Here is a 24,401-nt window from a genome sequence, read left to right as displayed (position 1 = left end):
GAATAGTTCCGATTAAGAAGTATTTGTTTTAAGAAAAGGAATGTACCCGATACATTCCTGTTTTTCATATAAAAGACTCTATTCTATCATTATTTTCCTAATCTTTGGCTTTCCGGACTCTTCTCTGCGTTCCTCTCTCATGATATCTGTCAACTTATGAAGCATGCGGATGAACAAATCCATCTCCTCAGAACTAAATGTATCCACTATCTTCCCTGCATAATGCATGAATTCTGACAATACAGCCTGTATCTGGTTCAAACCGTCCTCTCCTATACGAACCGTGACAATGCGCTTATCCTGCTCACTGCGCTCCCTAATGACCAATCCACGCTTTTCCATCCTGCTGATGATTCCGGTTGCCGTATTGAGCGGAATCTCAACATAGTCGGCAATCTGTGTCATATTCACCTCCCCTTGGCGAAATAACAGCCACAGAACAAACAATTCATTCTTGGAACAGTCCAGAAGAACATTTTGCCACATCTTAGTGGATAATAATTCCTTGATATGATCTACATGCTGAAAAATCTCTGTTTCAAACTGCTCCTTTGTAATCTTCATATCAATCCACCTTTCTGCGTTTTTTTACTTCTTCCTTCGAATTATTTTAATTCTATCACCGAAGTATTTGTTTGTCAATGTAATATTCTGCTCCGGCTCTTCACCCTCGTATAATTCCATAAGTTTTCTGCGGACATCTTTTTTCCTCATCTCCGGTACAATTCGACCTGAAGCCCGCAATACCTTATACAGATATTTCCGATGACCGAATTATCCGGCAGTCCCTTGGTATAACGATATATTTTAGACTTTTCATTCCTTTAATACATTACCTTTTATCGCTGCTTCTCTTGGATCAATCTTTATCTTAACATCAATCCAAGAGTCTGACTATTACACTTCTGACTTTACAAAATCTCTTTGTGCAATCTATACCGATAAGCGTTCGAATCCGATACGCCTATAATGCAGTCCGGAAAAAATAATCTATCTGTTCCTCACCCTCTGTGTGTAAATAAGAACCATACACCGATAACGTACAGCACATTGTCCGTCTGCCTGCCGGAACCAGTATTTGATATCCGTTGTTCGAAATAATACAGGCCGGTCTTTCAGATTTTGCACCGAGAGAAATATATCTTGCGGTATCCTTGAGGTTAAGCCATTCCTTATCGGACGGCCCCCTTGCCTTCAATATTTCTTTGGGGGACCAGTTAAAATAAGTCCATGTTTGATTTTTAGGTAATTTCTCTATCTGCCTTGGAAGCCGAATGCTCTCGGCAAGAAGAAGCTCTTCTTTTGCCGTATAAAAAGAAATCGCACCTGTTTTCTTATCAATGAACAAATACAGCTTTCCTGTCCTCAACTCCACTCTGTCCTTTGTCTCTCTGAAACTCCAGCCAGGTCTGGAAGTTGCCGCAATTTCTGCCGGAATATCCGCAAGATCATCAAATAGCTCCCTTGCAAAGCTGACTCGAACCGTATCATCAGATATTGGCGTGATCCGAAGCACTCCGTAGGAATTGGTCAGTTCAACATAGCTTTTATTGCTGGTCAGCCAGCGCACAGACAAATTTAAATTGGAATGTCCTAATGGCCTTAGGCTGGTAGTATCCGGCATCCCGCCAAATTCAGAGTTTTCCGTTCTGCTTTTCATGTTCTGACTCGCGGCTATTTTTCTTATCGGCGTTCTAATACCGGACTTCGCCTGTGTTTTCTCTGATATCTTCTCGGCCCCCGAATTCTGAACTACAATTCTCTTCGGTCCGATCCGGTTACGCAGCTCCATCTCACGCTGCCCATCCAATGCCAGTTCCAACTCCATTTCCTTTTTGCTCTTAGGCTGTTCTTCGGGCATGAGCGGAATAACCGGCTTTGGCTGTTCCATAAGATATTTCTGCTTCTTCTCTTCCGATACCGGAGCCGCGATTAAATCTGTTAACCTCCCTGAATAAAGTACCACCATTTCATGAAGTGCTCTGGTAGCTGCGACATACAGCAGCTTCGCAAAACCATCTTCAGCCGGATAGTTCTTATCGTCCGCGTTGAAGAGGAGAACAACATCGAATTCCAATCCCTTGGTATATTCTATCGGAAGAACCATTACGCCTCTTCCAAACTCCTCTGTTTCAGAATTAAAGTCACGAAGCTCCACCCTTTTCCTCAATTTTTCCGATACTTTGGCCGCTTCCTCTTCATCCCTGCAAATAACTGCAATTGTCTCATATTCCTTTTCCTGCCATTGCAAAATCGTGTCGGCAGTCTCCGAAACCAGTTGTTCTTCATCCTCACACTTTGTAATCCGGACTTCATTGCCGTGGCGGATAATCGGCTCAACCGGATATATCGGAAAGTTTCCATGCTGTAGGATATTGATTGCGAAACTCGAGATTTCCACCGTATTACGGTAACTCTTCTTTAGGATTCCGAAATAATCAAACATTCCCGGAAGCATAAGACTCCTCAATTCTTCCCAGTCTGTCAGCCCGTAATCAAAGTAGATGTTCTGAGACACATCACCCATAATGGTATAGGTACATTTACTAAGGCAATATTTTAACGCTCCGTAGACCATCATCCCAAAGTCCTGAGCCTCATCAATTACAACGTGACTGGCTTCCTGAATTACCTCCGTTTCCTTGATTCGTTTATACAAATAAGCAAGTGCCGCCAAATCGTAAAGATCAAGCTCCGTTCCTAATGACAAACTCATATTTCTCTTCACATTTTGTTCACGCAGAAAGTTGTCATACAATTCAAAAATGGAACCCTTCCACTCCCTTTTTCCAAAATATGTCTGATAATAACGAAGAAGTGCCTTCTGCTCTTCCAGCGGATAGGTGTGGTATTTTCCATATATCTCATTTTCCGCTTTTGCCATAAGGTGTTCTGTCAGTTTGTCCAGTTTATCCGGAAGTGATAAGAAATGAAACTCCTTAAGTAGCTTCTCAATCATGGCCCGGCTCATTAATAAGCGATGTTTTTTTTCTGTAAAGATATCCTCTCTCGGAATATAATTCCACTCATATCTCCCGCAAAAATCTTCCAAATCATGGAACCAGGAAAAGCTGCCTTTTACACAGGCAGGTTTGTCTCCCTTGTTCAGGCTCTTCACCGTAAACTTCTGTTTGTCCCAGTCCTCATACAGCAGTCGTATAAAAAGCTGCTCCATCGTCATCTGTGAAGCACCGTAAACATCCAAATCAGGCAAAATACCTGTGATATAATTCAGGAGGATGCGGTTGCTGCCAATAATATAGAAATCCTTCGGTTTGAATTCCAAGTCATAGTTATACAGAATATAGGAAATGCGGTGCATCGCCACGGTTGTTTTGCCGGAACCGGCTCCGCCCTGTACAATAACGTTGTGCTGCGGCTTCTTACGGATAATTTCATTTTGTTCCTGCTGAATCGTAGCAATTATCTCGCTTAAAACGGCCCGCTTATTTCTGGCAAGGTATTTCGTCAGCAGCTCGTCATTTGCCACTACATCAGAATCGAAAAAGTCCTTCAGTCTATCATTTTCTATTTCATAGGTACGCTTTCTGGAAAGCTCTATCTCAAATGCTCCTTCTCCTTTTACAGAGTAAGTACATACTCCAAGAGATTTTTCATAGTAAACCGATGCAATCGGTGCTCTCCAGTCAATGACAATCAGCTCTGCAGCTTCTTTGCTGATCGCAGACTTTCCAATATAATAGCACTCCTGTTTTAACAGATTTGCATCGCTGAAATCGATTCTTCCAAAATACGGCTTTTTCCTGCTTCGTTCCATGCGAAGCAGTTCCTGCCGAACTTGCTGAAATCTGGCATCAGCATTAAACCACAGTGCCAACCCCTCTTTATCTTCCACATCATATACTTCCTTCAATTCATGCAATTCATCTGCCAAATTCTGAACAAATGCTTTTGTCCGGTTCAAATTATCGTCTGCAATAGCAAGAATATCTGAAAGCATTTTTGTTTCTTCTTCCAGGCTAACTCCCGGTAATCTTTTTGTCTGACCTTTGTGGCTCATGCTTGTCCTCCATTCTTCTTCCCATTCCTTTTATATTGTTACTGTCCACTCCGTTCTCAGCAACGCATGATTTCTGCAATGTGAAAATTTTACATGTAAATGCGCAGCTACGCGCGCAGAACAAAAGCTGTGCTGTTAATGTATTTGGCTGCGGAAGTACACAAATACTCTTTTGTTCAATCACGTTCCTACGCAGCTTAACAGCAAGTGTTAAGCTACTGTATGAATAGTAACTTTTATATTTACTATCTTAACAAAAAAGAAAAAAAATAGTAGACTTGCAATTAAAAAAAATGTATAATGGAAAATGAAGTATGCCCTGATATTTATCAGGGCATTTCGTCTGTATACAAATAGAAAAAGCGTTACACGCACATAATCTGAAAACATCCAAAAACAGGGGTCGGTTTTGCCTCATATGGCCGATGGCGTTTGTATACCTGCCACGTGCAGCACCTCTTTACCGTCTGTTTTTCTCAATCCATTCCACCGCAAAGTCCACCAAATCCCGCTGGCGCATCAACCGGAGGGTTCCATTTCCCAGGACAGACTTTTGTACAGAGTATTGCATTTCAAAGTCCTCCCCGATTTTTTCAAAGTCTTCTCCATCCACATACAGCGTCTGATAGGTCTTCCATACTCGCTGCTCATTCTCCAAAATCGCACTGCTTTCAGAAATAAAATGCTTGCCCGGATATTCTGCCCGAACATCAGCCAAGTGCAGCGATGTATTCTTATCATACCCGACACCGATAAGCAGAACATTGGCATCCAGCTCATACAATTTTCCGATAGGAGAACCCTCGCCAAAAATATTAGATAAATCATGATTGTCTGTCAGATAAGCAGCATGCTGTCCCAGTGCCGCCACGGAACGTGCCGGGTGAGCGCTTCTCAGTGCACCGGGCCATTTGCGGAACATCTCGGCTACCGCTCCCATGGTATTCGTAGGGGTAATATCTTTGTTATAGGCGGGCCAGTTATCCCTGATAGCCTGCCACCATTCCTCCGGCTCCTCCCAGTGAACTCCGGCAGACGGGTCCAGATTCTTCCATGATTGGGTAGGCATCATAATAGTTCCCTCCGGTCCCACACTCTCCTCCAAGGCTTCAATCACAACCTGTGCGCCACCGCACACAAAGCCCAGACCGTTTAAAGATGTATGAACCATAAGCGTCTGACCGTTTCGGACACCTACTGCATTCAGAGCTTCCCTAACATCTTGCTTTAATATTAACTTTCGATTTGCCATGATATATTACCTTCCTATATGTAGAAATATTTTTTCTATTTTAATATGAATCTGTTCACTTTTCTGTATGATCCCATTTTTGCATTACCATATCCACGCAGTATTTAAAATTCCGATACAACACGCATCCATTTCTAAAATAAAATACTTAAAATGAAATACCGTAATGGCTCAGAAAGTCGCAATTCAGTCTGATCGCCTTTTCGCCTTTTCCAGATACATCAGCTTATCTGCCGTATGAAAAAGCGCATCAAGGTCATCGCCGTCTTCCGGAAATATTGCATAACCAATGCTGGGAGATACTTTGATGGAATAGCCAGAGATACTAAATTCCTTTTCAAAGCGATCGAGAAGTTCTTCTCTTGCGTGCAAAAGATGTTCCGCATTCTCAACTTCCGGCAATATTAACAAGAATTCATCCCCACCCAGGCGAAAAGCTGTCTCGTTTTTCCCGACGCTTGCTTTTAATATGCGCGCTGTCTCTACAAGCACCAGATCACCCACGCTATGTCCATATGTATCGTTAATTTTTTTAAAACGATCCAGATCGAGGAGCAGGATTCCTAATTTACCTTCTTTTCGCTTTGCTGCCGCAAAAACAGTGGCTTGGTACTTACTGAGAAAATGCCGGTTGAACAGACCCGATAAAGAATCATAAACTGACATCACAACAATTTTATTATTGGATTTTATGTATTTATACATCAAAAGGCCCATGGAAGCGCAAAGACAGACGGAGAAAACTAATAGCAGGGCAAACCACAATAAGTTGTCCCCCCATCCATTTGACGAATTGACCGTAATGGTCCAATCGATAAATTCCGGATCCACGGCAAATTCGAGCTTAGAATTTGTGTCGGAATCTATCGAACCCAGGAATGGAATGAGTTTATTCTCACGATTATAAACTGCAATATCCAGCCCGGATTCTTTCGCGTAGGACTCAATCTCCTCCAATATTTTATCACTCTTCAGCACAATGGCAATTTGCCCCCAGTATCCCGTATCTTCCCTGACAATCGGAAGCCTGACGATGAAACCGGACCCGCCTTGCACGAGATTCACCGGTCCCTGTAAAACAGGTTTCAGTTCTTTCTTTACTTTCAGCACAAGGTCCTGCTGCTCTTTCACCCCGGCTAAATCCACCCCAATCGCCGCAGAATTGTCCTCCTGCGGATAGTTCCATATGATGGTCGTATCCTTTAGAACGCCGACATTGCGGATATAATCTGAGTTTGTTGAAAGAAGCTTATCCATATAATCGTAGGAGGCCTCTGCGTCCAAGTCGGGATACAGCTTAATATAAGCCTCGTAGCCCTGAAGCAGCGTAACGTTGGAATAAATCAGCCGTTGGACTTTACTTTCAAACACCATATATCGGTCAGTTGTTTCCAATACCGCTCTCTGCTTTATACTATTATGCACCATCGAAATAAAAGAAAAGCAGACGGCGAACAGAATAATGGCAGCGGCCAGAGCAACGAGCAGCGGGTTTGCTTTTTGAGGAAAAGATTCATTTTTTCTCATATCGGTCTCATAAATCCTTTTTATCATATGTCTTGTAAGTTGAATGTAGCGTAGGTATATTTTTGACATTATAGCAAAGCGGAGCAGTTCATGCAAGGCTTTTCATCACTACAGAGCTCATGGAGGCGTAGCTGATATCTTTCTCTAATGTATATTCGGTATGGACCCTAATTTTAGCATGCAATCCATAACGTTGTCAGATTAAATCCTACTTTTTGCTTTCGAAAGCATCGGACTGCATCAGTATTACTGCCTTAACTTCCTTAAATGGTCAAAAAGACGGCATTTGAATTCGGCCCCTTTCAGAGCGAGAATTCTCATAAAATGTCTGCCCTATATAACCGCATTTCATAGTTAGTAGTTTTTTGACCTTTTTTGTATTAACTTGGAATTTTACTAAAATAAACTATATCTATTTTTTATATGTAACGATCATCTTAGGAGATAGCTTTTTTCCTATTAAGTATACAAGATTTGCAAAAACTCTTTTATGTATCGGCATTGGAATGCCCTTTGCATAAGTCATATCTTGATATTGTTTCCAAAAAACACCATCCTGTGTTGGGTATTCTTTATCAGGTGTGTAATCATAACACATTGCCCTATATAAATTAAAAGGTATAAGCGGTCCAATATGTGGTGAATGCATTTTTTGAGATTTAACATCTTTGTAAAATTTTTTTGCAATTTTACTTATTAATTTCAAATGCTTTTCTGTTGGTTGATAATCATTCCAACTCAATGCTACAATCGGCAATTGGTAGCAACGATTTATACCCCATCCGTGCAAAGTGTTGGCAATAGACTTTGTTACACTATCTGCCGATACACCTCCCGTTGTTGAAATTGCAAGAGCTTTTTTATTGAAATATCTTGGTCTGTGAATCAAAAAGGCTAAATGGTCGGTAAGATTTTTACATATAGCAGGAACTGCACCCTGATAACAAGATGCAGAAATGATAAAACTGTCACTTTCAGAAATTTTATCCATAATAGGTTGAATATACTGATTATGTGGACAAAAATGATGTCCTATACGAAAGCACAAACTGCAACCACAACAAAAAGGAATACTAATCTCTTCCAAATAAATTTCGTCAAACTCTACCGTAGAGTCAAATTTAAGCATTTCTTCTTCTACAAACTTTGTTAATGTCCAAGTATTCCCTCTATGTGGACAAGCATTTATAACTAAAATTCTCATAATATCATTTCTCCACAAAAATCCGATTTGCTAAGTTAAGGATACACTAGTCTTTACTAACTATCAATATTAAGTTTTTAATGAAGTATTGCCATCAAATTGGGGAAACCCTAAGAAAAAACTAAAACAACTTATGAATGGGGAACAACAGAACAATGGTATTATTCAAATTATAGATACCTTTATTTTGAAGACGGTATAGTTACTGCAATTAGTGAATAACTATTAGTATATTAGGCTTAAGAAAGGAATTAATGATTTCAATGGCACTTATCAAATGTCCTGAATGTGAAAGAGAAAATGTATCAGATAGTACAGAATTTTGTCCTGATCATGCATATGATACTAAAATGTATTTTGATGAAATCAAACAAAAAGAATTAGGGGGAAACAAATAGAAGAATTACAAGAAAAAATAAAGGTGTTTCAAATTTGACACTAGTCCTTCATAAACTTCTTGATTTCTTCTACGATATAATCCGACTTGTAATAATGCAAGTTATGACCGCAATCAAGTTTAATCTGTGTACAGTCTTTCGCATGCTCAGCAAAATCTTCCTGAGCATTTACCCAGCCTTCATACCCGGATGCCTGAGCCAAATTAGTTGTAAACATTAATATTGGTACATCCGGAACAGGTAACTCCCCTACAGTTTTTGCATTATTTAAGACCATTTTACATTCTTCATATACATCAGCATTTAAAGAATTCCTATACACTAATAATTTGTTCTGTTCATATTCGCCGTCAGATAAACCATCTTGATTTACATAACAGAAAACTGGGATTCTATGCATTCCGAAGTATGTCATGGTCTTCATAAAAGTAATACCTGCCATATTGCTTTTCACATAAGAATCCGGAACAGCCATATCAAGCCCGATAATTCTCTCTACTTCTTCAGGATAAGTATCCGCCCAGTAGATAGCTTCCAATGCAGACATAGAGTGCGGCATTAGCACATATGGTGCCTCAATTCCAGCCCCTTTTAAGGCTTTTCTATCTTCCTCCACTAAAGTTTTGACATCTCTTGGCAATCTGCTTACGTCTGAATAACCATATCCAAATTTTTCAACAACTGCCACTTGATATTCATCCGTAAGTTTAGAATACAGTATTTTATAATCATATATGGGTGAAGCAACGCCTGATCCGGAGAGCAGCACAATAGTAGCATCCGTATTTGTTTTTTTACCTTCAAGGTAAACATTCATATTATACCCGTCAACTGCAACAGATGTTCCAATGCTCTTTATTTTAATTTTTTCAACTTTTAGCATGATAAAATGATATATTGCTGCAAGTATAAAAAATATGATCAAACAGCAAAATATTAGAAGCAAGGCTTTTTTAATTTTTTTCCACATTTTTAATCTCCCCAATCCAGCAACTTTAAAATTCTTTGCCTTTCTTGCTCATTTTTCCGGTTTGCCGCCGTCTGCCTTATAACGAATTCATACATTAGTTTATTTTCACACAAAAATCATACCACAAGATTAATTATACCTTACTATTTCTTTTGTGCAAATATTATCGATTAATCTATTTTATAAGAATCCATTTTTCAATACATTAATTACAGACATTCAATTTTTCTTAGAGGTAATATGCGCATCTACATACTCAAGAAATATCTTCTCTTGAAAACCACCTCGTATTTCTGCCTTTTCTTTCCGTTTGTTGTCTAAATCTTCAATGGTATAACCCCGAGCTTTACAGATAGCATATAAAACTTCCAATATATCTGCCATCTCTTCCAGATTCTTATCTTTTATATATTCATTTACTTCTTCAATCATTTTTTTATCAAGTTCAGCGATATAGTCCTCCTCAGATAATACATGAGAAACCGCATTCTTTCCGTCCTTATTGATTATTTCCGGTATACGGTCTCTTACCAGCTTATTATACGTTTTCAAGTGTATATCCTTTCCTTTCATGTCATCCTTTAACGCTTCAAAACTTACATACTCAATAATTTCCTGGCTATGCAGGGTTCTTTAATTTCTGCTTTGGTTTTTTCACTAATTATATTTCCATATACTTGCCTCATATGGCCGCAGGAATGGCAATGATTCCCCTGTATAATTCGACAGCAGACAAATCCCTTCGGGATATTTTGTTCGTTTCTTATCGGATGAACTCAAATTTATCTCAATATACAGAGTTTCTGTTTCATCCTTACGATAATAGGTGAATAGATCTTTTTCTTTTTGATTGGTAAATAGTACATCTCCATAATAGATGACTCTATGCTCCTTACGCAAAGCAATCAATTTCTGAAAAAAACGAAGGATAGAGTCTTCGTCTTGAAGCTGTGCCTCCACATTGCAATTCTTATAATCCTCATCCATCATAATCCACGGCTTCCCGGTAGAAAAGCCTGCATATTGCTGATCGTTCCATTGCATCGGCGTCCTGGAATGGTCTCTGGAGCCGGCTAATATCTTCGCAAATGCCTCTTCTTTTTTCATGGTGCCGCATAGCTCATCATAAAGATTCAGCGACTCCACATCACGCAGGTCCGAGGCAGACCGGAAGTCTTGATTGATCATCCCAAGCTCTTGCCCTTGGTAAATAAACGGTGTGCCTCGTAGCGTAAGCTGTATTACGGCCAAAAGCTTACCTAAGACATTCCGATACTGTGGGTCTTGATTTATTTTAGAAATCATACGCGGATTATCATGGTTTTCATAAAACAGCGACGGCTGGCAATGATTCCCGTAATTTTCCATCCAGTTAATCATATAGCTTTTTATATAATTAAGGTCATATTGATAGTCATCAAAACGTGTATGCCCCGGCGTTTCCAGATGGTCAAAGGAGAATACCATGTCCAGCTCATTTCGATAATCAGCAGTCAACAGCTTACTCATTTCCATTCCTGTTCCGGGAGTTTCGCCAACCGAAAAAGCATTATATGGGATAAATACTTTTTCTTTCATTTCATGCAGATATTCATGGAGACGAGGTCCATAGAAATAATGTTCTACCCCATAATATCCCATAAGCTTGCCGATGCCTTCATTTCCATCCGGTAAGCCGCTGCGCTTAGATATATAATTAATGACATCCAGGCGGAATCCATCCACACCCTTTTCCAGCCACCATATTACCATATCATGGATTTCATGGCGCAGTTTTTCATTTTCCCAATTGAGATCCATCTGTTTCTTTGAGAATAAATGCAGTGCATATTGCCCGCGTTCTTCTACATAGTTCCACGCACTGCCGCTAAAAAATGATGTCCAGTTGTTAGGCTGATCCTTAAAAATATAATAATCCCCATACTTGGAATCCTGTTCATGAACGGCCTTCCGGTACCACTCATGTTCATCCGAGGTATGGTTCACCACAAGATCCATAATAAGCCTCATGTCACGGTTATGAACCTCGGTCAATAACCGGCCAAAGTCCTCCATTGTTCCAAATTCAGCCATAATTTTATGATAATCTCTTATATCATACCCATTATCATCATTAGGAGAATCGTAAATTGGTGAAAGCCAAACAGCATCAATCCCCAGCTCTTTTAAGTAATCTAATTTACTTATGATACCCTGCAAATCACCAATGCCGTCTCCATTGCTATCCTTAAAGCTTCTGGGGTAAATCTGATAAAATACGGCTTCCTTCCACCAAGCTTTTAAAATCTGCTCCTCATTGTCCTTTGCTGTTTCCTGTTCCGTGTTTAAAAGAGTAAGCAAAGTATCCAAGAAACCTTCATCCAGCTGGCTTTTCGGCAACTTCGGCAAGACCTTTAGCTTTAGATTACCTACAATCGGATTGGTAACTGCCTTTTTGCTTATATTCATTTGTAAGAGTACCCGATCAATAACGTCCCGTCCAATTGGATTTGCATACACATCTTTGATACGACTTTTTTTTGTTAACATAGAACATCACTCCTGTTCTCTATTTATTTCACCACGCGCAGCCAATTCCGATATTATCTCATCATACATCTGCTTATCAATCTTGAACTTCTTATAATAAATTATGTAACCGGTCACAATGAAGATAAGCGGTAAAATTAACATTGCCAGCTTCATGATCAACAGTCCGGAATCCGTAACATCCTCCGGTGTCGCAGCCGCATTAATACCGGAAACAATCAAGGTCACACCGACAATACCATTCGCAATTGCTCCCCCGATTTTATTTATAAAAGGCTGTACGGAGAAGGTGATGCTTTCGTTACGGCGCCCCAGCTTCCACTGTCCGTACTCTACCGTATCTGTCAGAAACATCAGCATCAACAACTGTATGAAAGCCTGGCCGGTAAAAAGAAGGATGCCTGCTGCACCGATAAACAGCATATTCATTGGCGAAAGGAAGAATATAACATACCCGGCTACTACCAATACAGTTGCCGAAGCATATAAGGTTTTTCTGCTGTACTTTTTTGAGAATAAGGGAAATACAGATAAGGCTGCCAACTGCGAGACTCCGAGAATCGCAGCAAACACCGAGTACATTCCTTCATTTTTAAAAGCATATTTAAAGAAATAGACTCCAAAAGCGGTGGTAGTGCAATAACCAATCATAAATAATGCCATTGATATAGCCGTAAATAATAACTGATCATTCTGGAATAAAATTTTGAACATTTCCTTTAATGAAGTGGACTCTTGCTTAACCTTAATATTCTTATCCTCTTTCACTCCAAATACTGTAAACATAAGAAATGCCCATGTAATCAAGACGATTGCGATTGCCGTAATCTGCCAGGCTTTTTTATCTCCGCCCAAGGCTTTGGTAACAGGCAATATGGCAACTACGGTTGTAAATAAACCGATATTTGCACATATTCTGGCAAAAGAACCGGTTTTCTCACGTTCCTTTTGATCGAGTGTCAGAGAAGGAAGCATTGACCAGTAAGCGATATCATTGGCTCCATAGGTTAAGTCCCAGAGAAGATATATTACTACAAACATTGTTACATATCCTGCTCCCTTTAGTCCAAAATCATGGAACAATAACGCCGTAAGAATACCGCCGAGAATGCCTCCTATCACAATCCACGGTTTAAATTTGCCGAATCGTGAGTGAGTATTATCTACTAAAAATCCCATAATAGGGTCATTTACCGCATCAAATATACGAAGTACGGTCATCGCTCCCGTCATCCACCACATAGTGGAATCCGGCAAGTCCAAAATATCCGTCAGGAAGAATAGAAGATACATGCTTACAATTGTATAAAGCATATCTCTGCCAATAGTTCCAAGGCCAAACATATAACGATTATGATTCCTTTTTGTTTTTGCTGTCATAGTTACCCTCTTTTCTATGCATACTTGTTGAATATAAATGCTACTTCTGCTGTTCATTTTCCTTCTCTGTAATATAGCTTATCGGAAGTTGCTTTTCAAACTTCTGATAAAAGGAGCGCTTTTTGCGACGTCAATCTGATTATAGAAACGTGTCTTCGGCTTCTATAATATACATATTTGACCCGAAATCACCAAGCATTCGCACACTTTCATGATAACCTGTCCCGATAAACTGCTCGCATAACGGTATTCCCGCTGCAAGTGCCTCTGAAGAGCAGGTGTAGGTTTCCACGCAATCCCTCAGACTATAATGGCGATTAACTGCCCGCATAATTACACCATCGGGATTTAGCTCCACAGGCGCAACGTGTTTTATCAATCCTCCAAAACGCTGGATATAAAGCTTTTGCGGTCTTGTCCGAAGGGTAAACATTCCTTTTTTCAATCCTATTACCTTTAGTTTGTCGCTGCTTTCTGCTGCTGTGGCTAACGTTTGAAAAAAGCCAGTGAGCGCGGTTTCCTTATCCTCGCTTACCGTTTCCCATATCACCTTATTAGATTTATATGATTTAATCCTGTAAAATCTTCCATATTGAAAAATCTTCCGGTACTGCTTATAAAATGCTACTTGCTCTGCAATGTCTTTTTTTTGCTCCGGTGACAGATACTTTATGTCCAGCTCATACCCCAGGCATCCGAAGCATGCAACGTGGAAACGGGTTGCAAGGGATGTCTCTCGCAAGGTCTGCTGATGGGGAGCCTGAGAAACATGAGCCCCCATAGTGGACTGCGGATAAAAATAGGACAAACCTGTCTGAATTTTTAACCGCTCAATAGGGTCCGTATCATCAGAGACCCAAATTTGCGGACTATAGCAAAGCATTCCCAAGTCGAACCTATTGCCGCCGCTGGAACAGCTCTCCAGCAAAATATGGGGTCTGGGCTCAAATATTCTGTTCAACACCTCATATAGCCCCAGGATGTACCGGTGATAGAACTCCCCCTGGTTTTTCAAGGCTTCAGAAAATGTTTCCGCAATATGGCGGTTCATATCCCATTTCACATAAGAAACTTTTGCTTCATCCAGAATGCTGCTGACCTGTTCTACAATATAATCGCGAACTTCTTTTTTACATAGATCCAGCACCAGCTGATTTCTTCCTAAAACCGAATGACGGTTCGGCAGTTTAATCGCATATTCCGGATGGCTCCTGTACAACTCACTGTCCTCATTCACCATCTCCGGTTCAAACCAAAGGCCAAAATCTAACCCAATGTCTCTTATTTTATCTGCAAACGCCTTCATTCCGTCCGGTAATTTCTTAGGGTTTACTCTATAATCTCCAAGCCCTGCTTTATCATGATTGCGGTCACCAAACCAGCCGTCATCCAGTACGAATAGTTCTATCCCCAGCTTTTTGGCATCCTTGGCGAGCCGCAATAGCTTTCCTTCATTGAAGTCAAAAAAATGTGCCTCCCAATTATTAATCAGAATCGGTCTTTCCTTCTTCTTATAGTCGCCTCTTACGATATGCTCATTAATGAAATCATGCATATTATGGCTTGTGCCGTTGAATCCGTGACTGCTATAGCTCATCACGCATTCCGGTGTTTCAAACTTCTCCTCCGGAGATAGTATCCATTCAAATAGATGAGGATTAATTCCCATACATACACGAACATAATCCCGTTCACTCTTTTCTACTATGCTATAATGGTTACCGCTATAAATCATATTGAAGGCATATACGCTTCCATAGTCTTCATTTGCATCAGCTTCTGCCAATAAAAATGCAGGATTATGACGATTACTGCTCGCTCCTGTTGTGGAAGAATTTACCGTAACTCCATAGGAAACCGGTCGTTTATGCAAGCTTGCTTCCTTAATCCAGCCGCCATCCAAGGTGTACATCTGAAAACATTCATCCGGCAGGTCCATAGAAATACTCATGATACGGCGGATTGTGATAGGAACATTTCCTTCATTCCTTACAACCGCTCTCCTGCTAATCACATTGGTTTGCTCAAATACTGTATAATATAAGTCAATAAAAATCGGATACGCCTTATCCTTTAATACTATGAGCAGAGTCTGATCGCCGCCATAGGCTGCAGGCATTGTCTCCATTGCAACAGTGCCCGCCAGTACTTCATGACTTTCATAGATGAAATCGGTAACAAAGCTGCCATCAGGCATTTTAAATTCCGTTGGACTATGGCGATAATCACCCCTTCCATTGTCCGACCATTCTAAACACATAGCATCCAGACTATATATATCATCCTCACTGTTGTAAAGAACACTGCTGCCAACCATAATGGACCGTTTTTGAGCCAGAACATCCACTCCATCCTCTTTGCCTAATAGATTTCCATAATAAATATGCTCCAAATGCCCGTACTTTGTTTGGCTAATAAGATAGGTTGTACAATCTGTATCTAATCGAAAGCTTGTTCCGTCAATCGTAATCAAAGCATATTCTCCTTTAATCTTTATTAATTAGCAAATGCGAAACTCAATAACTTTTATAACTTCATGTACAATTTATAAAATTTAATTCAGAATGAATTGTATGGAAGATTTTTTAAATTTTTGATTTTACGTTTTATGCTGCGAAGCTGAAACATTGGAATCCTTGAAGCCTCTGCTGAAAAGGATTCCTTCCCTGGCCAGCACCGTGTATTGCATAACCAGAGCATAAAAAACTTCCATACAATCTTTCCTCACAATTCTCATTTATTGTGCATGAAGTTCTCGCAACTTACTTGTTTCGCAATTACCTACTATTTATTAATACCATTTTCATTCATTTAATTTATATTAATAATGATATTTTAGCGGTTCTACATATTCCCTATATAATTCTTCCGATATACCATTTTCTTCAATCATCCCGGTATAAAACCTGCCTGAGGTTTTGATTGTTCTTTTCTGGGTCTCATAATTGACATGTATCAGTCCAAAGCGTGCACTTTCTCCTTCCACCCATTCAAAATTATCACAAAAACACCAGTGATAGTACCTTGTTATCGGAAGGTTAGACTCTCTTATTACTTTTAAATGTTCATAGATATATTTTGATCGAAATGCATCCTGATTATCGCATGTGCCATTCTCCGTAATATAAATCGGTCGTTTTAAAAGCTGATAAATATGATCAGTACAACGAACAAGCCCTTCCGGATAAATCTCCCATCCAAGATCATTCTTCGGTGCATCCTGCCTGACCCCATCGCCAAACCCCGATACCGTACTCCGTGTATAGTAATTAATTGCGATGAAATCCAGATATTCGCCATGGGAGATATCTCTTGATCTTTTTAACGGCCATCTGAAATTGCCTGTAGATATTGCTTCGGTTACAGCCCCTTGAAAAAACCAATCCAATAGCTTAGCGCAAATACAATGCCATGGATTTCCCGGATTCTGCGGATCAAAAACGCGGACATGATTGGCAAAGCTCACCTTTGTGTCCTGATACCCCATTGATTCACGAATACTATGTATCATCCGGTAGGCTTCAATATGGCAGACTGCCAGATTTGACATTACTGAAACCGCTCGCGAAAGTGATTTTTCTCCGGGAGGCCACTCCCCAAAGTAATAAGAATTGGTTGCATATACATTAGGTTCGTTAATTGTTATGTACTCAGCAACAAGATCTCCGAATGCGTTTACAACAAGCTTCACAAAATCGAGGAAATATCTTATGTTCTCTTTCTGTGTGAAGGCCCCTTTTCCCTCAAACCACATGGGATTGGTGAAATGATGTATTGTAAGAAGAACTGTAATTCCTTGTTCCTTTAAATATTGCAGTTCCTCTCTATAATGTGCAATTACCTCCTCATCAGCTTCTCCTTCCTCTGGACATATTCTCGCCCACTCAATTCCCATCCGATAATGCTTAATCTTCATCAAAGCCATTAGCTCCGCATCTTCTTTCCACAGATGATAATGGTCGGTTGCACGGGCCGGATCGGAATGGTCTTTGATATTTCCTTTTACATACCAATCATTCCAGTTATGTTCACAGTTGCCTCCCTCGATCTGAGTTGCTGCCGATGCAACCCCCAAGGATAATTGATCTTTGAATTTAATCTCCATGTCCCCTCCATTTGTATATTTTAAATATATTTTTAATTAATATGACTATTTCTTATGCTAATTTTACTAAATTATAGCATATTATCATCCAAATGAAAATTTTATAATCTATTCTCTTTCTTCAACTGAACTCTGTACCAAAATATCCCCCTGTATGTTCCATAAATGCATACCGGAGGATAACGTTGAGTTGTCATATTTACTTTTATTTTATATGCGCCATTATAACGAAAGTCAAAGCATGCAGATGCAATGACACTCTTTTTAGAAACTATGAATACACTGTATTATATTATCCTCGTGTTTTTGACACGCTTTGGAGGGCTCAAAAATGGACAATAACGAATACTTTCAATCAGAGAAAGGAAATATTAGATCTACCACATGCAGGCAAAACGAACAAATGAATCGCAATCAACCGCAATCATCTTTTCCATGTAATTGTAATAACAGTAAACCGATGGCTTCCCCACCCCCCTGCCCAAACACAACATCTCCACAAACAGGGAAATCAGATGTCTATCATTCCCAGACAGTTGGAGTGCGGGGACCTGTGCTTGTGCAGGATACCGCTTTGCATGAGACCTTGGAAACCTTTGTATTCTCCACCACACTGCCAAGACGTCTCCATACAAAAGGCTATGGCGCTTTCGGATATTTTTACACCACTCACTCAATGAGGGAATATACCAAAGCCGGATTTTTGCAAGCGCCCAATCAACGGGTGCCGGTAGCGGTGCGTTTCTCTCTCGCCGCGAGCAATCAGGGAACGCCGGACACCTTAAGAAATGTGCGCGGGTTCAGCACCAGATTTTATACCGATGAAGGAATCGTTGACCTGCTCTGCAATCATCTCCCTGTCTTTTTTATACGGGACGCCATTAACGTACCGGATGTCATCAGCCATCTTTCCCCCTCACCGGTGAATAATCTGCCTGATCCGGAGAGACTTTGGAGCCTGTTTGCCAAGTATCCCGAGGCAACGAATATGATGATGTGGTTTTTCTCAGATTTGGGAACGGTAAAGAGTCTTCGCCATATCAAGGGGTATGGTGTGAGCACCTATGTCTGGCAAAACGCACAGGGTGTCCGCCGCTATGTGAAATACCATTGGTTCCCTTTAGCCGGGGAAAAATACATTGACCAGCAGGAAGCGCAGTGGCTGGCATGCCAGGACCCTAACATTTCGGGCCGTGACCTATATGACTGGATAGCAAAAGGGAAGACCGTAGAATACGAACTGTGTGTACAGCTCATGAATCCTGAAGATGCAAAGCTGCTTCCTTTCGACCCTTTGGATGATACCAAGGTATGGGATGAAACGATGTATCCTCTTTTGCCCGTTGGGCGGATGGTTTTAAACCGCAATCCCGACAATTATGCCGAGCAGGTAGAGAAATTGGCGCTTAATCCGGCAAATCTCGTTCCCGGACTGGAATTTTCAGATGACAAGATATTACAGGGGCGCAGCTTTATTTATTCGGATGCACAACGTCATCGGCTGGGGCCTGATTATCGAAATATTCCCGTCAACAAACAGCCGAACTGGTCTCCCGCATCTATGGTATCCAGCGGAAACGGCAGATATATCGCCGGTGAAATTATGCGTGAAGGAATCCCGAATCCGGACAATTTCACACAAGCGACTCAGAGGTATGAATCCTTTTCCGATATGGAGAAAAATAACCTGGCGAATAATATTGCATCGGGGCTTGTGGATGCCCAGCCTAATACACAGCGCATTGTCTTATCCCACTTAGAACGAGTATCCCCCGTTCTTGCTGAAACGGTCAGAAATCAAATGCTTTTTTTCGCCGGTACCCCGGGAAGGTAAATTCATTGCTTTGATTCTTCCGTATTGTTAGGACAGCGGTTTCCGGTGAATCCATGCGCGAAATCGCAAAAGTGAACCTCTGGATTTCTACAGGAAAACACTGGGCGGAAATATAAAAGGTATCGTGCATACAGGCACGAATCCTTTCCTGTTTTCGTCTTCCGTTTGTTTTCCTTAATTTATCCTTATCGTATCGTAAATTTTGGCATGCTCTCTCAGCCACTTTGCAACACCGTCTTCCTCATTGCCTCCAATCACTCCGGTAGCTATCTTCTTCAACTCATCTACTGCGTTTCCTACTGCATAACATTCATCTGAAATCCGAAACATCGGAATATCATTGATCGCATCTCCAAAGGAAATCACTCTCTCGCAATCCCATAGCTTCTTTAATTTCTGAATGGCTGTCGCCTTAGTCGCTTTCTTAGGCATAATCTCACACCAATATTCCGGACGGTACAATTCCTGCTGCAAAGTACAAGTATATCTGTCATCGTCCGAAAATATCTCGTATACAGGCTGCAATTGTTCCTTTTCTCCTATGCAAGTATAATAAAACATATCCCCGTCATATAAGGAACTGCCCGTATCAAGCGGACGCAGACGCTTGTCTCCTTTTCTTAATTCTAAATATCTTCGGATTCCATCATTTTCACTGCTTGTCACCCAAGACACCTTTTCAACATTTTGCACAAAGGAATACACCAGCGGACTAATATCATAATTTTTTAAAACCTCTGTTACCCGGTCCGTTTCTTCCTTTGTGAAAAATTCTGATGCAATAATTTCACCTGTCTCAGCATCGAATATAAAAGCTCCATTATAAGCAATTACCGGTATTTTCACAGAGAGCCCTTTTGTAACAGACGATGCTGAAACCAAAGACCTCGCTGTTGCATATGTAAAAAGCATCCCTTGTTCGACCAGAGAATTAATTATTTCAAGGCTGTAGGGATTTATAAAGTCATGAGTGTTTAATAATGTGCCGTCTAAGTCTGTAACATATAATGTTTTCATCTCTTTATCCTTTCTGTTTATACTCCATATATCATTCTTTTTGGACACCAAAATCATTCTTTTCAGACCCTTGATACTTTTTGTTATATTCCGGATATCATTCTTTTTAGATACAAATGCTATGCTTCCAATTTGACTCAAAAGAATGGAGTTATAGACTTAACTGCCTTCCAGATGTCAGAACATATCAGCTCTTCCATTATTTACATAAGTTTAATGATTCAAGCTTAGCGTATTTCCTGCTGATTTCAGGGAAAACAACATCCCCTCTTTCCCGCAGATATTTATTGAAGAAAAAATGCGAAAGCTGTGTAGTTATTTTAAATAAAATATCATTTGGTAATTTTCCGACCATCCCTTTATTATTGTGAGGCAAATACATCAAATCTGTGTAACCCATATGAGCCACATTTTTAATGGATATATCATAAACTGGTGCCGAACTATAAGCGAGCGGAGTTAATGCCGCATACTTTGATAAAGATTGTCCTATTCTCATATATGGGCGTTTTATATCCTGCAAACTGCATGCGCCGAAAACCTGACCATCAAAATTTAATGTACAGCAAAATCTCTTATCGATATAACAGCTGTTCACTGCAGCACATCCTCCAAAAGAATGCCCTGCCAGACCGACTCCCTTAGCAAAGTCAAATCGTTTACTTAGAAAAAAATCACTTTCCTGGTTCAGCTCTATTAATTTATCCAGCACAAAGCTATTATCCTGTGCCCATGCTGCAATATGGTCTCTTGCTTCTCTTATATGATTCCTGAAAATACGCTGCTGCCGCATTGCCAAAGTCTTATACGACGAAATAAAGTCAAGGTTCAGCCCTGCATATCTTATACTTTCCGCGATGCTAAGATTCTCTGCAATCTTTGCAAAAGGTTCGTGAAAATTAATTATGCTTCCGTCCTGATAATAAATCGTACTCGCTTCGTATGGATGGCTTATAGAGACAACTATATAACCATGAGATGCCATATCCGCGCAAAATGCAGTATTTATGTATAAATTACTATTATATCCGTGACTGTAAATGATACAAGGAAAACTGCCCCTGACCGGCTCTATGTTTTCATAGCATTCTATAAAGTTGTCATCCCATGGTATGTTTAATTTCTTCAGGTCTTCTTCTATACCATAGTGCATTTTCTCCGTAAGCCCAGAATCCGCCGGATAGAAAAACCACATAGCAAGCTTTCGGTTTCCGGAGGGTATATGATATGTGTTTTTTCTGCTGTTGTCGACCATATCCATTTTATAAATGCCCACCCGGTATTCTCCGGTAGGTTTGGGAATGTACTTAGGCATGATCAGCCTCCTTTTTAACAGTTACCGGCAATATGCTTCTTCAATATGTTTATCCAACATCTCATAGCTTCCGTCCGTAAGTTCTGCAAATACATATTCCAAACTATTTGCAAACCCATTATCCTGACTAAATGCCGCTTACCCATCAGCTAATAGCCGGCAGTTAAGATATTCGATAAATATCCGGTTACCAATCTAAAAATAATATTACATTAAATTACATAATACTTCCATAACAATATCTGTTATATCTGTTTATTCAGCATTTTCTAAACCTTTATGGATAAAAAAGTCCCCTGATTAATTAAAATCGGGGGATTGTGTTTATGTTTCATTCCATATGATTAAGTCAGATGGTATCGAAAGATATTCATTGACTAGTGCATTCCATTCCTCTTCGGAAACGTCTTTATCTTCAAATATAAATACATCATAATCAGCACTTTCATTCAAACCACTTTCATCAACGCTGTGATACTTTGCGAAATATACTCTTGAAATCTCATTTCCATCGGAGTCCAAAACTAAATAATAATAATTTATGTGAGTTGGTGCTGCACCATCACGTTCGTATAAAATCGCTCCGTTGTTTAGTGGAGATTCATAATCAGAACCTTCGTGCCATAAAATAATTTCTCCATCGAGATAGGTAAAAATAGCATAGCTGCCGCCCACTATAGGACGCAGATGAAGCTCCGGTATTCCATCCCCGTTCATATCAAATAAGGCGTAATAAGTTTTTAAATCCGGCTCTAAAGAAATATCTTTCATATTAACGACTCCATCACTTATCTCATGATTTAAATCTTGTGCTTTTATATTTCCTGCCAAGAAATTGTTATATGCTGCAAGCGCATCATTATATGCAGAAGATATATCATCAGATGCCTGTGGCGAACTCTCAGCAGAAGGTTGGGCAGGATTCTCCGTAACCGTCACATTTGGTGCAGGTGATGCAGCCGTGGTTGGCGGAGCGCTGACACTGCTTTGTCCACAAGCGCAGAGAGCAAATAGGAATACGGATGAGAACAAAATGGAAAGGGTCTTCTTGAGAAAGGGATTGTATTTCATGTCGGCCTCCTAAGTTTTCTTGTTCTATTATATTATTATTCAAGATTATGATTCAAGTGTCAAAAATAATCTTTAAAAGAGTGTTCATTATTTTTATTATTTTGCACAAATCAGCAATATTGAGCACTGAATAAAACACAGTAAATCAGCGTTTTTAATCCGATTCTTGCTATATCCTGAATCATTTTTTAATAAATTCATGTAGTGTTTTGTACAAATTTGTGCTTGCGCAAAAAAGACTTTTGACGCTCTAACCATATTATATTTAATTTATGACTTTTTACAATCCTATTTTATAATATAGATCACGTATAATATCTTTTTTATTTCTTAGCCATATTATCTCACCATCTTTATTAAACCAAGGATTTAAATATTCCTATCAGACATGATGCCGGTTGGGTTTATTAATCATATTTATAATCTAACTTCATCGAAATAATATAGCTCGTATCAGAGGGGATTTTGAATTTCTCTTCTGAACTATCTTTATAAAAATTTATGTGAATACTCTCTTCAAGGCAGCAAAAGTAAAAGTGTGAAATGAAAATTCCTGCATCTATTGCAGCCCATGGGTTTATCACTATATTATCCTTTTTGTTTTTTACAAAGAAGTGCACCGAGTCTTCGGTAAAAACTAAACATACAGGCTGTTTGTTTCCGCCCGATGGTGCCAATATCGAAGCTTTCAGTATTTTCCTTAAAAGGGGTTTGTTATCCAGAAAAATAGCTGCATCTTCTCCCCATTCTTTGTAAAAAGCAATTTCTGTCTCCTTTTTACGCTTACTTCCTAAAAGCTTTCTAAGGCCGTCATTACGGAAGCTTTTTTCTTCCGGATAGCCTAGTGCAATGACATTGGTTATAACCTCGTTATCATTTACCTTTAAAAGATGTCTTAACACTTCGTTATCAAAAGTTCCAAGCCAACAACTGCCTATTCCCATGCCGGTCAATTCAAGAACTGCCTGTTCCTGAATAAAACCTATATTCTCCATGTAACCGTCCCTTTTTTCTGAAATAGCTGCTACACAATAAGGGGCTTGAATTTTTATATATCCATTCATAAAACCCATACCTGCTGATTTTACATCTTCATGTACCAGCTCAAGCCTTACTTCTATATCTTTATATAGTGGATTGATATGTGAAAGCAAAGCCTTGACTTTATCTAATGTCATGCTGTCAAAATTCTTGTTTTGATACTCTCTAACAGAAATTCTGTTTTGAATTGTGTCATACAAATTCATACTGACCTCCCGGATTGTTTATTTCTTTTTGAAAGAATTATTGATTAATGGTATCCTTAGATTCAGTATAAATCCTGTAGTATACTACACTGTCAAGTGAGTTTTAAAAAGATTTTTTCAAGGGACATTCAACGTGATTGTCAATATTATTTTTTATTTTGTTTAATATGCTTTTGCACCGGTTTATCTCTTCTATTTTCTTATCCAGTTCATTGGGTTTTTGATTTATAATTTCAACTATTATATTATAATCTATATTATCGATATCCGATAAGAGGGACAGCGCCTGCTTGGTTTCTTCAAGCGTTAATCCGCAGGATTTGGCTTGTTTGATCATAATAAGGATTTTTATTGTTTCATCAGTATATAGCTTATAACCATTACTGTCTCTTTTGGGTGATGGAATTAAACCTAAGCTTTCATAATATCGTAAGGTTTCAATATGAATACCTGTCAATTTAGATACCTGGTTTCTCTTATACTGCATAATCTTCACTCCCCCTAAAGCCACAAATCATCTTTATGCTCATT

The 24,401-nt window shown here is 39.6% G+C and carries 18 protein-coding genes; 2 read left to right on the top strand and 16 right to left on the bottom strand.

What is annotated here, in order from left to right; translation table 11 throughout:
* Window positions 1-78: 78 nt before the first annotated feature.
* The 5 genes from CC90_RS0102305 to CC90_RS0102285 all read right to left on the bottom strand — a co-directional run bounded on the left by CC90_RS0102305 (window position 79) and on the right by CC90_RS0102285 (window position 8,004).
* A complete protein-coding gene (locus CC90_RS0102305) occupies window positions 79-564 on the bottom strand; it encodes a MarR family winged helix-turn-helix transcriptional regulator (RefSeq protein ID WP_031389218.1) in 486 nt (161 codons plus the stop codon).
* A gap of 400 nt (window positions 565-964) precedes the next feature.
* Window positions 965-4,021, bottom strand: coding sequence for a 3'-5' exonuclease (locus CC90_RS0102300; RefSeq protein WP_035315112.1), 3,057 nt, complete (start codon window positions 4,019-4,021; stop codon window positions 965-967).
* Window positions 4,022-4,481: 460 nt separating this feature from the next.
* Window positions 4,482-5,273, bottom strand: a complete 792-nt coding sequence (locus tag CC90_RS0102295; RefSeq protein ID WP_031389216.1) for an aminoglycoside N(3)-acetyltransferase — start codon at window positions 5,271-5,273, stop codon at window positions 4,482-4,484.
* Window positions 5,274-5,459: 186 nt separating this feature from the next.
* Window positions 5,460-6,800 (bottom strand): diguanylate cyclase domain-containing protein, encoded by a 1,341-nt coding sequence (locus CC90_RS0102290; RefSeq protein WP_031389215.1) that lies wholly within the window; start codon window positions 6,798-6,800, stop codon window positions 5,460-5,462.
* Window positions 6,801-7,212: 412 nt separating this feature from the next.
* Window positions 7,213-8,004 carry a flavodoxin family protein gene (locus tag CC90_RS0102285; RefSeq protein ID WP_031389214.1) on the bottom strand — a complete coding sequence of 264 codons (792 nt, stop codon included), beginning with the start codon at window positions 8,002-8,004 and terminating at the stop codon, window positions 7,213-7,215.
* Between the two features lie 263 nt (window positions 8,005-8,267).
* On the opposite strand from CC90_RS0102285, the gene CC90_RS24785 reads away from it, so the two are divergent.
* A complete protein-coding gene (locus CC90_RS24785; protein ID WP_278245442.1) occupies window positions 8,268-8,402 on the top strand; it encodes a hypothetical protein in 135 nt (44 codons plus the stop codon).
* Window positions 8,403-8,442: 40 nt separating this feature from the next.
* On the opposite strand, the gene CC90_RS0102275 is transcribed toward CC90_RS24785, so the two are convergent.
* From CC90_RS0102275 to CC90_RS0102240, 6 genes are all read right to left on the bottom strand, one after another.
* A complete protein-coding gene (locus CC90_RS0102275) occupies window positions 8,443-9,372 on the bottom strand; it encodes an alpha/beta fold hydrolase (RefSeq protein WP_031389213.1) in 930 nt (309 codons plus the stop codon).
* 219 nt (window positions 9,373-9,591) lie between these two features.
* Window positions 9,592-9,924 (bottom strand): nucleoside triphosphate pyrophosphohydrolase, encoded by a 333-nt coding sequence (locus tag CC90_RS0102265; RefSeq protein ID WP_031389212.1) that lies wholly within the window; start codon window positions 9,922-9,924, stop codon window positions 9,592-9,594.
* A gap of 105 nt (window positions 9,925-10,029) precedes the next feature.
* Window positions 10,030-11,901 (bottom strand): alpha-glucosidase, encoded by a 1,872-nt coding sequence (locus CC90_RS0102260; RefSeq protein ID WP_051869243.1) that lies wholly within the window; start codon window positions 11,899-11,901, stop codon window positions 10,030-10,032.
* 6 nt (window positions 11,902-11,907) lie between these two features.
* Window positions 11,908-13,281 (bottom strand): glycoside-pentoside-hexuronide (GPH):cation symporter, encoded by a 1,374-nt coding sequence (locus CC90_RS0102255; RefSeq protein ID WP_031389210.1) that lies wholly within the window; start codon window positions 13,279-13,281, stop codon window positions 11,908-11,910.
* Window positions 13,282-13,420: 139 nt separating this feature from the next.
* Window positions 13,421-15,754, bottom strand: a complete 2,334-nt coding sequence (locus tag CC90_RS0102250; RefSeq protein ID WP_031389209.1) for an alpha-galactosidase — start codon at window positions 15,752-15,754, stop codon at window positions 13,421-13,423.
* Between the two features lie 348 nt (window positions 15,755-16,102).
* Entirely contained in the window at window positions 16,103-17,386 is a 1,284-nt protein-coding gene (locus tag CC90_RS0102240) for a glycoside hydrolase family 1 protein (RefSeq protein WP_031389208.1), read from the bottom strand.
* Between the two features lie 331 nt (window positions 17,387-17,717).
* Between CC90_RS0102240 and CC90_RS0102235 the strand changes: the two genes are divergently transcribed.
* Window positions 17,718-19,220, top strand: a complete 1,503-nt coding sequence (locus CC90_RS0102235; protein WP_330373167.1) for a catalase — start codon at window positions 17,718-17,720, stop codon at window positions 19,218-19,220.
* 174 nt (window positions 19,221-19,394) lie between these two features.
* Here CC90_RS0102235 and CC90_RS0102230 read toward each other — a convergent pair whose 3' ends face one another.
* The 5 genes from CC90_RS0102230 to CC90_RS0102205 all read right to left on the bottom strand — a co-directional run bounded on the left by CC90_RS0102230 (window position 19,395) and on the right by CC90_RS0102205 (window position 24,357).
* On the bottom strand, window positions 19,395-20,237 hold the full coding sequence (locus tag CC90_RS0102230) for a Cof-type HAD-IIB family hydrolase (protein WP_031389206.1): 843 nt from the start codon (window positions 20,235-20,237) through the stop codon (window positions 19,395-19,397).
* A 199-nt stretch (window positions 20,238-20,436) separates the two neighbouring features.
* Window positions 20,437-21,552, bottom strand: a complete 1,116-nt coding sequence (locus CC90_RS0102225) for an alpha/beta hydrolase (RefSeq protein WP_031389205.1) — start codon at window positions 21,550-21,552, stop codon at window positions 20,437-20,439.
* Between the two features lie 324 nt (window positions 21,553-21,876).
* Window positions 21,877-22,623 (bottom strand): hypothetical protein, encoded by a 747-nt coding sequence (locus CC90_RS0102215; RefSeq protein WP_031389204.1) that lies wholly within the window; start codon window positions 22,621-22,623, stop codon window positions 21,877-21,879.
* A gap of 407 nt (window positions 22,624-23,030) precedes the next feature.
* Window positions 23,031-23,870: a nitroreductase family protein gene (locus CC90_RS0102210; protein ID WP_031389203.1), complete on the bottom strand. Its 840-nt coding sequence runs from the start codon at window positions 23,868-23,870 to the stop codon at window positions 23,031-23,033.
* Between the two features lie 103 nt (window positions 23,871-23,973).
* Window positions 23,974-24,357 carry a MerR family DNA-binding transcriptional regulator gene (locus CC90_RS0102205; protein WP_051869242.1) on the bottom strand — a complete coding sequence of 128 codons (384 nt, stop codon included), beginning with the start codon at window positions 24,355-24,357 and terminating at the stop codon, window positions 23,974-23,976.
* Window positions 24,358-24,401 lie beyond the last annotated feature (44 nt).

It is taken from the genome of Kineothrix alysoides, from assembly GCF_000732725.1.
Lineage (GTDB): Bacteria > Bacillota > Clostridia > Lachnospirales > Lachnospiraceae > Kineothrix > Kineothrix alysoides.
This window is presented reverse-complemented; position numbering and strand designations above follow the sequence as displayed.

Coding starts and splice junctions, on each gene's coding strand:
- CC90_RS0102275 (WP_031389213.1), bottom strand. CDS start 9,372: ATGTGGAAAAAAATTAAAAAAGCCTTGCTTCTAATATTTTGCTGTTTG.
- CC90_RS0102255 (WP_031389210.1), bottom strand. CDS start 13,281: ATGACAGCAAAAACAAAAAGGAATCATAATCGTTATATGTTTGGCCTT.
- CC90_RS0102305 (WP_031389218.1), bottom strand. CDS start 564: ATGAAGATTACAAAGGAGCAGTTTGAAACAGAGATTTTTCAGCATGTA.
- CC90_RS0102300 (WP_035315112.1), bottom strand. CDS start 4,021: ATGAGCCACAAAGGTCAGACAAAAAGATTACCGGGAGTTAGCCTGGAA.
- CC90_RS0102225 (WP_031389205.1), bottom strand. CDS start 21,552: ATGCCTAAGTACATTCCCAAACCTACCGGAGAATACCGGGTGGGCATT.
- CC90_RS0102235 (WP_330373167.1), top strand. CDS start 17,718: ATGGACAATAACGAATACTTTCAATCAGAGAAAGGAAATATTAGATCT.
- CC90_RS0102260 (WP_051869243.1), bottom strand. CDS start 11,901: ATGTTAACAAAAAAAAGTCGTATCAAAGATGTGTATGCAAATCCAATT.
- CC90_RS0102285 (WP_031389214.1), bottom strand. CDS start 8,004: ATGAGAATTTTAGTTATAAATGCTTGTCCACATAGAGGGAATACTTGG.
- CC90_RS0102290 (WP_031389215.1), bottom strand. CDS start 6,800: ATGAGAAAAAATGAATCTTTTCCTCAAAAAGCAAACCCGCTGCTCGTT.
- CC90_RS0102240 (WP_031389208.1), bottom strand. CDS start 17,386: ATGGAGATTAAATTCAAAGATCAATTATCCTTGGGGGTTGCATCGGCA.
- CC90_RS0102215 (WP_031389204.1), bottom strand. CDS start 22,623: ATGAAATACAATCCCTTTCTCAAGAAGACCCTTTCCATTTTGTTCTCA.
- CC90_RS0102205 (WP_051869242.1), bottom strand. CDS start 24,357: ATGCAGTATAAGAGAAACCAGGTATCTAAATTGACAGGTATTCATATT.
- CC90_RS0102230 (WP_031389206.1), bottom strand. CDS start 20,237: ATGAAAACATTATATGTTACAGACTTAGACGGCACATTATTAAACACT.
- CC90_RS0102210 (WP_031389203.1), bottom strand. CDS start 23,870: ATGAATTTGTATGACACAATTCAAAACAGAATTTCTGTTAGAGAGTAT.
- CC90_RS0102295 (WP_031389216.1), bottom strand. CDS start 5,273: ATGGCAAATCGAAAGTTAATATTAAAGCAAGATGTTAGGGAAGCTCTG.
- CC90_RS24785 (WP_278245442.1), top strand. CDS start 8,268: ATGGCACTTATCAAATGTCCTGAATGTGAAAGAGAAAATGTATCAGAT.